Annotated in this window: 13 protein-coding genes; 5 read left to right on the top strand and 8 right to left on the bottom strand. The window is 63.3% G+C overall.

Annotated features, from left to right (window positions below; all coding sequences use genetic code 11):
- Position 1 precedes the first annotated feature (1 nt).
- Positions 2-1,006, bottom strand: coding sequence for a transketolase-like TK C-terminal-containing protein (locus AC3ISR_RS17610; RefSeq protein ID WP_192296643.1), 1,005 nt, complete (start codon positions 1,004-1,006; stop codon positions 2-4).
- Between the two features lie 129 nt (positions 1,007-1,135).
- Here AC3ISR_RS17610 and AC3ISR_RS17605 point away from each other — a divergent pair, with 129 nt between their 5' ends.
- Complete coding sequence (locus tag AC3ISR_RS17605) at positions 1,136-1,315, top strand: hypothetical protein (protein WP_192297246.1); 180 nt, start codon at positions 1,136-1,138, stop codon at positions 1,313-1,315.
- Positions 1,316-1,323: 8 nt separating this feature from the next.
- Here AC3ISR_RS17605 and AC3ISR_RS17600 read toward each other — a convergent pair whose 3' ends face one another.
- Together AC3ISR_RS17600 and AC3ISR_RS17595 are read right to left on the bottom strand one after the other, a co-directional pair.
- Positions 1,324-2,358: an AraC family transcriptional regulator gene (locus AC3ISR_RS17600; protein WP_192296642.1), complete on the bottom strand. Its 1,035-nt coding sequence runs from the start codon at positions 2,356-2,358 to the stop codon at positions 1,324-1,326.
- Positions 2,355-3,485 carry a carbon-nitrogen hydrolase family protein gene (locus AC3ISR_RS17595; RefSeq protein ID WP_192296641.1) on the bottom strand — a complete coding sequence of 377 codons (1,131 nt, stop codon included), beginning with the start codon at positions 3,483-3,485 and terminating at the stop codon, positions 2,355-2,357. The genes AC3ISR_RS17600 and AC3ISR_RS17595 overlap by 4 nt, the downstream gene beginning before the upstream one ends.
- Before the next feature lie 212 nt (positions 3,486-3,697).
- On the opposite strand from AC3ISR_RS17595, the gene AC3ISR_RS17590 reads away from it, so the two are divergent.
- Both AC3ISR_RS17590 and AC3ISR_RS17585 read left to right on the top strand, forming a co-directional pair.
- Entirely contained in the window at positions 3,698-5,737 is a 2,040-nt protein-coding gene (locus AC3ISR_RS17590; RefSeq protein WP_463983545.1) for an oxidoreductase, read from the top strand.
- Between the two features lie 42 nt (positions 5,738-5,779).
- Positions 5,780-6,664 (top strand): 1-aminocyclopropane-1-carboxylate deaminase/D-cysteine desulfhydrase, encoded by an 885-nt coding sequence (locus AC3ISR_RS17585; protein ID WP_463983546.1) that lies wholly within the window; start codon positions 5,780-5,782, stop codon positions 6,662-6,664.
- Here the strand turns inward: AC3ISR_RS17585 and AC3ISR_RS17580 are convergent.
- The 3 genes from AC3ISR_RS17580 to AC3ISR_RS17570 all read right to left on the bottom strand — a co-directional run bounded on the left by AC3ISR_RS17580 (position 6,654) and on the right by AC3ISR_RS17570 (position 9,390).
- Positions 6,654-7,211 (bottom strand): cytochrome b, encoded by a 558-nt coding sequence (locus AC3ISR_RS17580; RefSeq protein WP_192296638.1) that lies wholly within the window; start codon positions 7,209-7,211, stop codon positions 6,654-6,656. The genes AC3ISR_RS17585 and AC3ISR_RS17580 overlap by 11 nt on opposite strands.
- 233 nt (positions 7,212-7,444) lie before the next feature.
- On the bottom strand, positions 7,445-8,272 hold the full coding sequence (gene phnX, locus AC3ISR_RS17575) for a phosphonoacetaldehyde hydrolase (protein ID WP_463983547.1): 828 nt from the start codon (positions 8,270-8,272) through the stop codon (positions 7,445-7,447).
- Positions 8,269-9,390, bottom strand: coding sequence for a 2-aminoethylphosphonate--pyruvate transaminase (locus AC3ISR_RS17570; protein ID WP_192296636.1), 1,122 nt, complete (start codon positions 9,388-9,390; stop codon positions 8,269-8,271). Before AC3ISR_RS17570 ends, phnX begins: the two co-directional genes overlap by 4 nt.
- A 111-nt stretch (positions 9,391-9,501) precedes the next feature.
- Here AC3ISR_RS17570 and AC3ISR_RS17565 point away from each other — a divergent pair, with 111 nt between their 5' ends.
- Together AC3ISR_RS17565 and AC3ISR_RS17560 are read left to right on the top strand one after the other, a co-directional pair.
- A complete protein-coding gene (locus AC3ISR_RS17565) occupies positions 9,502-10,359 on the top strand; it encodes a LysR substrate-binding domain-containing protein (protein ID WP_192296635.1) in 858 nt (285 codons plus the stop codon).
- A gap of 99 nt (positions 10,360-10,458) precedes the next feature.
- Complete coding sequence (locus AC3ISR_RS17560; protein ID WP_192296634.1) at positions 10,459-11,166, top strand: YebC/PmpR family DNA-binding transcriptional regulator; 708 nt, start codon at positions 10,459-10,461, stop codon at positions 11,164-11,166.
- 121 nt (positions 11,167-11,287) lie between these two features.
- On the opposite strand, the gene AC3ISR_RS17555 is transcribed toward AC3ISR_RS17560, so the two are convergent.
- Together AC3ISR_RS17555 and zapE are read right to left on the bottom strand one after the other, a co-directional pair.
- On the bottom strand, positions 11,288-12,589 hold the full coding sequence (locus AC3ISR_RS17555; protein WP_192296633.1) for a protein kinase: 1,302 nt from the start codon (positions 12,587-12,589) through the stop codon (positions 11,288-11,290).
- A gap of 52 nt (positions 12,590-12,641) precedes the next feature.
- Positions 12,642-13,712, bottom strand: a complete 1,071-nt coding sequence (zapE, locus tag AC3ISR_RS17550; protein ID WP_463983548.1) for a cell division protein ZapE — start codon at positions 13,710-13,712, stop codon at positions 12,642-12,644.
- Between the last annotated feature and the right edge of the window lie 59 nt (positions 13,713-13,771).

Raw genomic sequence — 13,771 nt, 5'->3', positions numbered from 1 at the left:
TTCATGACAGTGGATAGCGGGCCATTGCCGTTTCTACCTGCTGTGAATCTATACGCCCCTCATCGGCCAAAGCCCTGAGCGCCGCCACCACAATCCAATACCGACTCGGCGCCGAAGCCTGCACCGTTCCCGCCCCCAGCGGTACAAACCGGGCATCCACATACCCCGCCAACTGATCAACGATCGGCTGCGGGTAACCTGTGACAGCGATCACCGGCGCGTCACTCCCCGACAGGCAACTGCGCAAGTGGCAACCGCGCCGGGGCGCTGTGGGGTGCAGGCGGTTCCAGCGTTCAGCGCCTGCCGCTTCACGGGCTAGGCGCGTGTAGCTGGGGCAACTCCATAGTTGTGCGCGGATATTCCAATCTTGCTTGAGCAGCCGCGCGGCGTGGACGACCTCTTCAAGCGCCTGACCGGCGCCGAGCAAGCGCACATCTCCCGTATGCCCTCGCTGTAGCGGATACATGCCCTTGAGCGCGTCCTCACGGTCTTGCTCGCTCAAGGTGCGCGCACCGTCTTGATCATGCAGCGCCAGGTAATAGAACCCAGGTTTGCCGTCGACATACAGTGCCTGCAACCCCGCCAGCACAATCGCCCGGGTTTCTGCGCCCGAAGCCGGATCGTACGGCATGCAATGCGGGTTGGTGGCGAGCCACAACGGCAAGGACGGTTGTGCGCCCTTGGGCCAGGCGGAAGGATGGTTTTCGATGTCATTGCACAGAATGCCGCGCTGAGCCGTCTGCCCGGACAGCGCACACAATTGCGCCGACGACGCGGCGCTGTGCAGGTACAGCAGCGGTTTTTCCGCGGTATTGCGCGCGAACCAGGTGGGCCAGCTGCCTACCCGCCGCGAGCGGGACTGAGCGCGAATCACCCAGGCCTGCCTGCTCGATTCCAGGGTGTTGGCCATGGACATCACCGTGTATAGCGGCGAATTGTGCGAGTGCGCGGCGCTATCGAGCGCCGCGATGCAAAGTTGTGCGGCGTGGGCAGTAGAGGCGGGCATGGGTGGGCTCCCTGAAGACGGATGGCCGTACCCTAATGGAGTTTCACATATAATTGCAATTGCAACTAAAACCCCAAGTGCTAAATCGACACAACGCTGCTACGTTTAATCCTGAGGTGCAGGAACGTCATGACGCTGACTTTTTTTCGTCATAACGGCACTTTAGGCTGGTCAGGCAGGTCATTTATCTGCAACCGCTTTCAATCAGACAAGGAGCCAAGCATGGACGACTACCAGGAAGAACTGCTCGAGTATCGCGCGATTGAGTTGGACCCGCTGGAACCCGCAGACGATGCCACCGAGCTGTAAGACCGACTTCAGGCGGAATGCCGCTGACTGCGGCGAAATTCCCCTGGGGTCTGGTTGTTCCATCGCCTGAACGCCCGTTGAAACGCCTGGGCCGAGGCAAACCCGAGCAAGTAGGCGATCTCGCCGAACGCCAACTCCGTATCGCGAATGTAGGTCATGGCCAGGTCGCGGCGGGTGTCGTTGAGAATCGCGCGGAACTGGGTACCTTCGTCGGCCAGTTTGCGGCGCAATGTCCAGGTCGGCAGCTTCAAGCGTGCCGCCACTTCTTCCAGGTCGGGTTCCCGGCCGCCATTGAGCATCGGCCCGAGCAACCGGGTAATGCGCTCGCGCAGGCTGCGGGTGCGGGTCAACTGCTCCAATTCCCGTTCACACAATTGCAACAACAAATGCCAGGTACTGGGGCAATGCTGTGGATTGCGCAGGGCCAGGGTGGATTGGTTCAGGCGCAGCTGATTCGACGCGGCACCAAACTGCACCGGGCTGTCGCCCAGCCGGTTGTATTGTTCGCTGTAGTCCGGTGCTTCAAATTCGATTTCAATGCGTTGTGCCTGCACCGGCTGTTGGGCCAGGCTCGATAGCTGGTGCAGCCAGCCGGCGATGATCGAATCCACCACAAAGCGGTTATAGGCGTTGTAGGGGCTGATGGAATAGAAGCGCAGCCAGGCGCCTTCGGCGTCCTCATGAAAACTCGATTGCCCGCGATAGTTGGAGCCGTACAACGCTTCAAAACGCGTCAGCGTGCGTGCGGCTTCACGAACGTTGGGCGCCTGGGCGGCGGTGACCCCGGCCAGGCCCGCCTGGCTCAGCCGGCTGAGCTGGCCCATGCGTAGGCCCAGGCTCGGGTCGCCAGTGAGCTGGATGGCCGCGTGGCCCAGGCGCATGTAACGGGGGATCGATAACCGCGCACCGGCTTCGGCGAGGCGCGCAGGGTCCAGGCCGTATTGCAGCAGTAGCGGTTGCGGGTCCAGGCCGTGGCTTTGAATGGCATCTGCAAGGGTGTGCACAAAGCCCACCGACAGATCCCCCAGGCGCACCGGCTTCACAGCCAGACATTCAACATGCGCGCGCCACGGGCTTCACCGTCGGCGCTGATCTGCCCGTTGTCGCTCAGGAAGCTGTGGCCGGCGGTGCCCAGGTCCCAGAATTGCCCGCGCAAAAACACGCTCATGCCGGCGGTTGCCTGGCTGATGGGTTGTTGGCTGATCAGGGTGAGGCGGCGCCAGGCCTCGCCTTCGCTGAGCTCTTCGGGCTTGAGGCTGATTTCCGGCGGTGTCGACACGCTTTTGAAACCGCGCCACGGTCGGTCCCAGGTATCGCGACCGAGCACAAAGGCCGGCACTGCGATCAGTTGCGCGCCTTGTTCGTTGAGTTTGCGGTAGTTGTCCGGATACCAACTGTCACTGCCTACCAGCACGCCGAGGCGGCCGGCCGGGGTGTCGACCACGCTGACGACGTTCTCATCGCCTGGCGTGATAAAGCCGCGCTCATCGTAGATCGGGTAGAGCTGGCGCTGCGGCTGGCCCACCGGCAGGCCTTCGGCGCTGAACACCAGGCTGGCGTTGTACAGCGCGCCATGGCCGACCTGCAGTTGCCCCTGGCTCACACTCGGGTTGGGCAGGGCAATGGAGCCGGCCACCAGGGTGACGCCGAACTCCTTGGCCAAACCGCCGAACACCAACTGATAGTCCCGCGCCATGCCGGAGGCTTTCATGCGCAGGTAGGCATCGTCCATGCGGTTGTCGCCGGTGGCGCTGATCCAGGCACGGGCGAACAGCAGGGGGTTGCTGGCCGACAGCCAGTTCATCGCATCCTTCGCGTGCAGGGCCTGGTAGACCTCATTTTTTTCGCCGGTGAGCATCAGCCAGGTGCCGATATGTTCCGGCAGCACCACGATGGTCTTGTGGTTGATCAGCCCCTGATCCCGGGCATTTTGCAGATAGGCCGCCAGCTTCAGGTGCAGGCGTTCCAGGCTCTGGTAGTCGGCAGGGAACAATTCCGGCTGGATGCCCAGCAGGTTGCCACGATCGGCCGGCACCCCTTCGTTCACCGCAAGGGTAATGCGCAGGTCCGACAGGTAATGCGCCACAGGGCGCTCCTGGGTCCAGACCAGATACGTGGCGACGGCGGCAACCAGGGCCAGGGAGACGGTAAAAGCTAGAAGTTTACGCATGGGGCAACAGACAACAGACCGTGTGCAGGGTTCGCCGACTAGGGTAGGGCCCATGGGGCGGCTTGCCAAGGGGCGCTGCGCATTTGGATCAATAACTTGTCAGTTTCGGTCATTGAGCCGTAGTCCAGTGCCTCTTAGTCTGTGGGACATAAACCGATGGCACACCGTTCGAGTGCGCCACGTCCCGTGATGATCCGTTGTGGAGCTGTACCATGACCGCTGCTGCCTACCCGCACCTGTTGGCCCCGTTGGACCTGGGATTTACCACCCTGCGCAACCGCACCTTGATGGGCTCGATGCACACCGGCCTGGAAGAGAAACCCGGCGGTTTCGAGCGCATGGCGGCCTACTTCGCCGAGCGCGCCCGTGGCGGCGTGGGCCTGATGGTCACCGGCGGCATTGGCCCGAACGATGAAGGCGGGGTGTATGCCGGCGCGGCCAAGTTGACCACCGACGACGAGGCGCAAAAGCACAAGATCGTGACGCAGGCCGTGCACGACGCCGGCGGCAAGATCTGCATGCAGATCCTCCACGCCGGTCGCTATGCCTACAGCCCCAAGCAGGTTGCACCGAGCGCGATCCAAGCGCCGATCAACCCGTTCAAGCCCAAGGAGCTGGACGAAGAGGGCATCGAGAAGCAGATCCAGGATTTCGTCAGCTGCTCGTTGCTGGCCCAGGTCGCCGAGTACGACGGCGTGGAAATCATGGGTTCCGAAGGCTACTTCATCAACCAGTTCCTCGCCGCCCACACCAACCACCGTACCGACCGTTGGGGTGGCAGCTACGAAAACCGCATGCGCCTGGCCGTGGAAATCGTGCGCCGTGTGCGTGAGGCGGTAGGCCCGAACTTCATTATCATTTTCCGCCTGTCGATGCTCGACCTGGTAGAAGGCGGCAGCACCTGGGAAGAGATCGTGCAGTTGGCCAAAGCCATCGAGCAGGCCGGTGCGACGCTTATCAACACCGGCATCGGCTGGCACGAAGCGCGGATCCCGACCATCGCCACCAAGGTGCCGCGTGGCGCGTTCAGCAAAGTCACCGCCAAGCTGCGTGGCGCGGTGCAGATCCCGCTGATCACCACCAACCGTATCAACACCCCGGAAATCGCCGAGCAGATCCTTGCTGAAGGCGATGCCGATATGGTCTCCATGGCGCGGCCGTTCCTGGCCGACCCGGAATTCGTCAACAAGGCCGCCGCTGGACGTGCCGATGAAATCAACACCTGCATCGGCTGCAACCAGGCGTGCCTGGACCACACCTTTGGCGGCAAGTTGACCACTTGCCTGGTCAACCCGCGGGCGTGCTACGAGACCGAGCTGAACTACCTGCCGGTCAAGCAGATCAAGAAGATCGCGGTGGTGGGCGCCGGGCCTGCCGGTCTGGCTGCGGCGACGGTTGCCGCCGAGCGGGGGCATCAGGTGACGCTGTTCGATTCCGCCAGCGAAATCGGCGGCCAGTTCAATATCGCCAAGCGTGTACCGGGCAAGGAAGAGTTCTTCGAAACCCTGCGCTACTTCAAGCGCAAATTGCAAACCACCCATGTGGAGGTGTGCCTCAATACCCGCGTCGACGTCGAGCAACTCAAAGCCGGCGGTTACGACGAGATCATCCTGGCCACCGGTATTGCGCCGCGCACCCCGGCGATCCCGGGCATCGAACATGCCAAGGTGTTGAGCTACCTGGATGTGATCCTGGAACGCAAGCCGGTGGGTAAGCGCGTGGCGGTGATCGGCGCGGGCGGTATCGGTTTCGACGTTTCGGAATTCCTCGTGCATCAGGGTGTGTCCACCAGCCTTGACCGCGAAGCGTTCTGGAAAGAGTGGGGCATCGACACCCAGTTGCAGGCCCGTGGTGGTGTAGCCGGGATCAAGCCGCAAGTACATGCGCCGGCGCGTGAAGTGTTCCTGCTGCAACGCAAGGCCTCCAAGGTCGGCGACGGCCTGGGCAAGACCACCGGCTGGATCCACCGCACCGGTCTGAAGAACAAGCAGGTGCAGATGCTCAACAGCGTCGAATACCTGAAGATCGACGATGCAGGTTTACATATCCGCATCGGCGCCGAGGGCGAGCCCCAGGTGCTGGCGGTGGACAACATCGTCATCTGCGCCGGCCAGGACCCGCTGCGCGAGTTGCAGGACGGTTTGCTCGCAGCGGGCCAGCATGTGCACCTGATCGGCGGCGCAGATGTGGCGGCCGAGCTGGACGCCAAACGCGCGATCAACCAGGGCTCGCGACTGGCCGCCGAGCTGTAAGGCACATAGACTACGGGCCCTTTGCGCACAGAGATGCACCTGATGGGCCCGTTTGACTGGCTTCCCCACGCTCCCCTTGAACCCTTGCGCCTGGACTGGCTGCAAGGCGTCGAGTTGGCCGTGCTGCGCCTGGATCGCATCGACCCGCTGATCAGCGGCAACAAGTGGTTCAAGCTCAGCGGGCACCTGGCGCAGGCGCACAACGCCCAAGGCATCATCAGCCTGGGCGGCGCCTACTCCAACCATCTGCACGCGCTGGCGGCGGCGGGCAAGCGCTTTGGTTTTCCGACTGTGGGCCTGCTGCGCGGCCATCCCCAGGACACGCCCACCGTACTCGACCTGAAAGCCTTCGGCATGCAACTGCACTGGCTGGGTTATGGCGGCTATCGCGCGCGGCATGAGCCGGGGTTCTGGACGCCGTGGTGTGAGCAATATCCCGATCTGCATGCGGTGCCCGAAGGTGGCGGCGGGCTCGCCGGTGCAACAGGTTGCGGCGTGCTCATCGAGCAGGTTCGCGCGCAGTTGCACGTGCTGGGCTGGGCCGACTACGACGCCTGGTGGCTGGCGGCGGGCACCGGCACCACGTTGGCCGGATTGGCATTGGCGGAGGCGGGCGCGCACCCGGTGTACGGCGCTATGGCGGTACCGGACGACCATGGTGTGGCGCAGAACGTGGAGGCTATCGTGCAGGGCGGTTATGAACTGCTGGACGCCAGCCGAGGTGGTTTTGCCAAGGTCGATCCGCTGCTGCTGGACTTTATCGAGCAAACAGAAAAGGCCTGCGGCCTGCCCCTGGAACCGCTCTATACCGGCAAAGCGCTGCTGGCCTTGAAGCAGCAGATCGAAGCCGGGCGTTTTCGGCCCGGCACCCGCCTGATCTTCATCCACACTGGCGGCCTTCAGGGCCGCCGGGGCTTCATGGGGTAGCGCGCTTGCCGGGTATCATGCGCAAGGCCGTGTTATCGCGCAGGATGTAATGGTGAAAAATCCCCGCCAATGCATGCAACCCAATCAACCAATACCCGACCTTGCCGAACCACACATGCCAGCCCTCGATTTCTTTGGCCAGTGCCTTGTTCTCCGCGATCAACGGCGGCAATTCAATGCCATAGAACATCACCGAGTGCCCTTCGGCACTGACGACCAGCCAACCGGCGATCGGCATGCCAATCATCAGTGCGTACAGCGCGACGTGCATCAGCGTCGCCAACAGGCTCTGCCATTTCGGCGGCGTCGGCACAATTTTCGGCGCCACCCCCAGGCTGCGTGCAAACAGGCGTAGCCACACCAGCACAAACACGGTGAGGCCCAACATGAAGTGCATCTCGACAATCAGGGTTCGCGCCCCGCTGCCTTTGGGGAACTGGCCGCGCAATTCAATGCAGGCGTAGACCACCGCCAGTAGCACCACCATCAACCAGTGCAACGCAATCGACATGGTGCTGTAACGCGTATCGGAGTTTTTCCACGGCATCGCTGTGTTCCTCACTCATCAGGGCAAACCTGTGGCGAGGGCGCTTGCTCCCGTTGGGCTGCGCAGCAGTCCCTCTGTTCAGGGCCGCTTCGCGCCCCAATGGGAGCAAGCACCCTCGCCACAGCTACAGTTTCTTCACGGAACAGCATTGCGTTCTTCAGTGACGCAGTGACTTAACTGTATGCCGGTTTTGAGCGCTTTGCCTGGGGTAAATGCCGTTGTCTTGACCTCTATCAGTGAGCTTGCGGAATTTCCCCACGGGCCAGCCGTGCGTTGATCTCGGCGATCACCGCTGGCAACTCGGCGATGGTGTCGATCAGGTAGTGCGGGCGCGAGCCTGCGAACAGTGCTTCGATGCGCGTGCGTTCACTGGCCAAGGTGCTCGCGTCCAGGGCGCGGAACTGCTCATGGGTCAGGCCCAGCGCATTGCCGGAGCAGGTCAGCGCGACGGTCCACATCCCGGCGCGGCGGCCTTCGAGGATGCCCGGCACGGTGTCGTCGACCTTCACGCAGGCGGCCACGTCATCGATGCCCAGGGCGATCACGTTGGCCAGGGCCTGGGCCGGCCAGGGGCGGCCGTTGGGCACTTCGTCGGTGGCGACCACATGGTCGGCGTAATAGCCGTTGGTGGCGGCCAGCGCGACCACCTTGTCCATCACCTGCTTGGGGTAGCCGGAGCAGGAACCGATCTTGAGCCCTTGCAAGCGCAACCGGGCAATGGTGTCGAGGGCGCCGGGGATCAGCGCCGAGTGCTCGGCGATCTTCTCGATCTGCAAGGGCATGAAGCGCTGGTAGATGGCCGTCACGTCATCATCCGTTGGCGTGCGCCCGAATGCCTGGCGGTAGCGCTCGGCCACCTGCGGCAGGTTGCACAGGGTGCGGATGTGGTCCCACTTGCCCATGCCCATCGGGCCGCGGGCTTCTTCGATGGAGACTTGCACGTCGAACTCGGCAAATGCCTCGACAAAGATCTGCGTGGGCGCAAAGGAGCCGAAGTCGACCACGGTGCCGGCCCAGTCGAGGATCACGGCCTGGAGGGTGTTGGGGGTCTGATAGTTCATGCTGGCGATCCAATAGAGGAAGGGGTGATGCCCATGGCACGCAGTGCGTCGCCGATGGCGGTGATGGCGGCGCGCATTTGCGGGGTGTCGACATGGCCGATACAGCCGACGCGGAAGGTGTCGACTTCGGTCAATTTGCCGGGGTAGAGGATGAAACCCTTGGCCTTGACCCGTTCGTAGAAGTCCTTGAACTGGTAACGCGGGTCGTGCGGGGCGTGGAACGTGACGATGATCGGCGCCTGGATCGCCGCCGGCAGAAAGCTGCGCAGGCCCAGGTCGGCCATGCCGTCCAGCAGCGCCTGGCAATTGCGCGCATAGCGTTGATGGCGTGCGCGCAGGCCGCCTTCTTCGGCGTATTGCACCAGCGCTTCATGCAGTGCGGCGACCACGTGGGTCGGCGGGGTGAAGCGCCATTGGCCGGTCTTGGCCATGTACGCGTGCTGGTCGAACAGGTCCAGCGCCAGGGAGTGGCAGTTGCCCTGGGCGGCGGCCAAGGCCTGTTTGTCGGCAAAGACAAAGCCCATGCCCGGCACGCCTTCCAGGCACTTGCCCGAGGCGGCGATCAGCGCATCGAACGGCACGGCGCGGGCGTCAATGGGCAGTGCGCCGAAGGAGCTCATGGCGTCGATGATCAGGCGCTTGCCGTGGCGCTTGACCACGTCGGCGATCGCGGCCAGCGGGTTGAGGATGCCGGTGCTGGTTTCGCAGTGAATCAAGGCAACGTGGCTGATGCGCGGGTCGGCGCGCAGCAGGCGGTCGACATCGGTGGCGGTGGTGGGTTGGCCTTCGGCGGTTTCAAAGGTGCTGACGGCACGGCCCAGCACGTCGCAGATCTTCGCCAGGCGCTTGCCGTAGGCGCCGTTGATCAGCACCAGCACCTTGCCCTCGCGGGGCACCAGCGTGCCGATGGCGGCTTCGACGGCGAAGGTGCCGCTGCCCTGCAACGGTACGCAGTGATGACTGTCGGCGCCGTCGATGATCGCCAGCAATTGCTCGCAGACGCTGGCGGTCAGTTGGTTGAAGCGCTCATCCCAGGAACCCCAGTCCACCAGCATCGCCTGGCGGGTGCGGGCAGAGGTGGTCAGGGGGCCGGGGGTGAGCAGTACAGGCGCGGTCATTGCAAATCCTCGTCAAGCCATCGATTCAAGCTACGGCGCCTAAATTGCAGTTTGGCTTGTTATCAATCAAATTGTTTGTTGTTATGCGAGCTATCAGTGAGGCCGATAACCATGAACCTGTTCCAACTGCGTGCATTCGATGCCGTGGCCCGCGAGGGCAGCTTTACCCGGGCGGCGGCGCGGCTGTTTATCAGCCAACCGGCGGTGACCGGGCACATCAAGGCCCTGGAAGAGCACTACCAGATCCCCTTGCTGCGCCGTACCGCGCGACGGGTGGAATTGACCGAAGAGGGCGCACGTTTGGCGGCGATCACCCGGGCGATTTTCGGCCTGGTGGACGAGGCGCAGACGATGCTGGAGGCCAATCGCCAGTTGCTCAGCGGGCGCCTCGAAGTGGCGGCCGACGGCCCGCATCTGGTGATGCCGATGCTCGCCAGCCTGCGTGCGCGCTACCCCGGCATCACCGTCAACCTGCGCCTGGGCAACGCCCAGGAAACCCTGGCGGCGTTACTCTCGGAGCACGCGGATGTGGCGGTGTTGACCGAAGTGGAACCGCGCAACGGCCTGCATCTGCAAGCGTTGAGTGAATCGCGGATCTGCGCGCTGGTGCCGGTCAGCCACCCCTGGGCGATGCAGCCCGAGGGCATTGCGCTGGAGCAGTTGCACGGGGTGATCATGGTGCTGCGTGAGCCGACCTCCATCACCCGGCGCACTTTTGATGAGGCCTGTCAGGCGGCCGCTGTGCAGCCCAAGGTGTTGCTGGAACTGGACAGCCGCGAGGCGGTGACCGAGGCCGTCGCCGCTGAACTGGGCGTGGGGGTGGTGTCGTCGATGGAAGTCAGCCCCGACCCACGGGTGCGGGCGATTCCCCTGCAAGGTGACGGCTTGGTCAACCGCCATCTGCTCGGCTGCCTGGAGCGGCGTCGCTCATTGCGCTTGATCCAGGCATTTTTCGAGTTGGCGCCCTGACGGTTTTTTGGTGGAACGTTGCGTTTTTGCCCTATAAACTCTGCCCCCAAAGCGCCCGCCAGTAGACGTTTGGGCGCGATGGACAGAAGAGAGTGAGTCATGGGCGCACAGTGGAAAGTCAAACATAAAGAAGCGGCAGCCAATGCCAAGGGCAAGATCTTCGGCAAGCTGGTGAAAGAAATCACCATCGCTGCCCGCAACGGCGCCGACACCTCCACCAACGCCCACCTGCGTCTGGTGGTGGAACAGGCCAAAAAGGCCTCGATGCCCAAGGAAACCCTGGACCGCGCGATCAAGAAAGGCGCAGGCCTGCTGGGTGAAACCGTGCAGTACCACCGCGTGACCTACGAAGGGTTCGCGCCGCACCAGGTGCCGCTGATCGTCGAGTGCGTGACCGACAACATCAACCGCACCGTGGCGGAAATCCGCGTGGCGTTCCGCAAGGGCCAACTCGGTGCTTCCGGCTCCGTGGCCTGGGACTTCAACCATGTCGGCCTGATCGAAGCCTCGGCGGACACGCCGGACGCTGATCCTGAAATGGCCGCGATCGAAGCCGGTGCCCAGGATTTCGAAGCCGGTGAAGAAGAGGGCACCACCCTGTTCATCACCGAGACCACTGACCTGGATGCGGTACAGAAAGCACTGCCGGAGCAGGGTTTCACCGTGTTGTCGGCCAAGTTGGGCTACCTCGCGAAGAACCCGGTGAGCGGTTTGAGCGATGAGCAGATGGCCGAAGTCGAGGCTTTCCTCGAAGGCCTGGACAACCACGACGACGTGCAGGACATGTTCGTCGGCCTGGCTGGCTGATTCCAGCAGACCACATGCAATCCGAAATCTGGGAGCGGGCTTGCTCGCGAAAGCGCGGGATCAGTTGGAACACCTTTGACTGACACACCGCTTTCGCGGGCAAGCCCGCTCCCACATGGGGTTAGTGGTGTCCGATAGCGCTTAGCAAGGTTTCGATTTCTGCGAAACCTGGACGCGCCAGCACATCAGGTTGGCAGCAACGCTCGCGCAACCCGATCAGCTCGTCACTCACCCGGGTCTCGACCCGCGCCAACAACTCTCCCAACAGCACCCCAAACGCTCTCACTTCAATGCGCTGCAACGCCCGGGTCTCCTCGGTATCCGTCGTGGCATGGAACGACGCCGCGCCAAAATCCCCAAGCAGGCAATCACCGGCTTCATTCCACAAAATATTGTGGCCATACAGGTCACCATGGGTGATGCCATGCCGGTGCAGATGCGCGGCGACCGAGGCGATGCCCCGTGCCATGCGCAACGCCACCTCCAGGCTGAACACGGTGCCCGGTGCGTAGATGTCACGGGTGCACGAGGCCAGGCTCGGCAGGGCGGCGAGGTTGCGGTAGCTCGGGTCGATCAGGTCCATCACCAGCGCCGCTTGACCCTCAGGATGGCCGATCACGCGACCTTCGACCTTGATCAGGTTGGGGTGCAGCCCGGCGGCGATGCACGCTTGCATCTCATGCAGGGGCGAGCCGTCGCTGGTGATGGTGCCTTTGTAGAGCTTCACCGCGACGGATTGCCCCGTGGTTTTCCACAGCGCCTTATGGATCACCCCCGAGGCGCCTTCGCCCAGCACTTCGGCCAGCTCCAGTTCGGACCAGGGGATATTCGGCGTGCTGTCATCGCCAGGCAGCTCCACCGCCATTTCCACCGGATTGCCGGCATACGCCAGCCAGGTCAGGCTTGGCAGCGTCAGCAGCCATTGCGGCAGGCGGGTGAAGCGGTTGGCGGCGATGCGCAGCAGTTCGAGGTTGTGGCAGTCGGCCAGGCTTTCCGGCAGGTGCGTCAGTTGGTTGCCGGCCAGCATCAGTTTTTGCAGCAAGGGGCGCCGTCCCAATTCGCTGGGCAATTGGCTGATCTGGTTATCGGTGAGGATCAGCCAGCGCAGCAGTGGCGGCAGTGCGGCGGCGTGCACCTGCGTGATCTGGTTGGCCTTGAAGCCGATCATGCTCAGCTTGGCGCACTGGCCCAGGCATGGCGGCAGTTCGGTGAAGCGGTTGTCCGAGCAGAACAGCACGCGCAGGTGCGGCAGGCGGTGCAGGTCCTCAGGCAGGTGGCTCAGGGCGTTGCCGCTGAGGTTGAGGATTTCCAGGGAGTCGGCCAGCGCGAAGATTTCCCGGGGGAATTCCGTCAGCCCGCAGGACAGGTCCAGGCGCGTGATGCCAGCCAGTTGGCCGGCCTTGAGTTGGGCGAGGGTATGCATGAACGGCGCAGTCTCTGGGCGGTGGGGACGCAAGCGGCGCCCATGATAACGGTTACGCGTCGCTCTGTTGCAATTGCCCCAGGCGACTGACGGTGCGGGAGAGGTCGATGGCCTGGCCGCGCAACGCGTGGGCAAGGGGTTGTTCGCCGATCAGGATCAGGTGTTTGTCCTTGTCGTAGAGCACGTCCACCAAATTGATAAAACGCTGCTGCACGGCAATCGGACACTCCGCCAGCTCCGGCAGGCCGTCGATGATCCAGTGGTCGAAGTCGTCGCACAGCAACAGGTAGTCCAGCACCGCCGTGGGTTGCTCGCACACATCGTTGAAGGTAAAGGCGATGGTGCGCCCCTCGTGGCCACGGACTCGCAGCTGGCGGGTGCCGACGGTCAGGCTGAGGGCGGCGCAATCGGCCGCTGGCAAGCTCAGTGCCTGGCGTTGTGCCGGGCTGCCCGGGCACACGAAGCGGCCCTGGGTGAAGCGCTGTTGGTCGTGATTTTGCGCCAAGCCACGGTAGTCCTGGGGCGCGTTGACCTCCATGACGTCCATGCGCGCATCGATCAGTTTGATCACCGGCTTGAACCGCTGGTGGTACAGCGGGTTCGGCAGCAGCCCCGCCGGCGCGTAGTTAGAGGTCACCAGTACCAGCACACCCCGTTCGAACAACGCTTTGAACAGGCGTGTGATAAGCATCGCGTCGCCGATGTCATGGACGTGGAATTCGTCGAAACACAGCACGCGACAGTCTTCCAGCAATTCATCCAGGGTCACCGCGAGGGCGTCGGGCTGCTGGCGATGGCGGAACATACCCTGGTGCAGGCGGGCAAAAAAATCGTGGAAGTGCACGCGGCGCTTCTCGGCCAGGGGCAGTGCCTGGAAAAAACCATCGAGCAACCAGCTTTTACCGCGTCCCACGGCGCCATGCAGATACAGGCTGCGCGGCGCTGGCCCCGCTTGCTGCAAGGCCCCGGCCAGCAGCGTCATGCGTTCGATGACCTGCTGCTGGCTGGGGCTGAGGGTGTAGCCCTGGCGTTGGGCCTTGTCCTGAAAATACGCAGACACCTCGTCAACCTCGGCCGCGGCAGGCTTGGCGAATAAACGGCGCAGGGTGCTGGGTAGGGCCAATGGGGCGGGTTCCGTCTAGTGAGGGGCGCTATTTTGCGGGAAAGCGCGCCAATTTAACC

It is taken from the genome of Pseudomonas sp. GL_117 (assembly GCF_057835125.1).
This window is presented reverse-complemented; position numbering and strand designations above follow the sequence as displayed.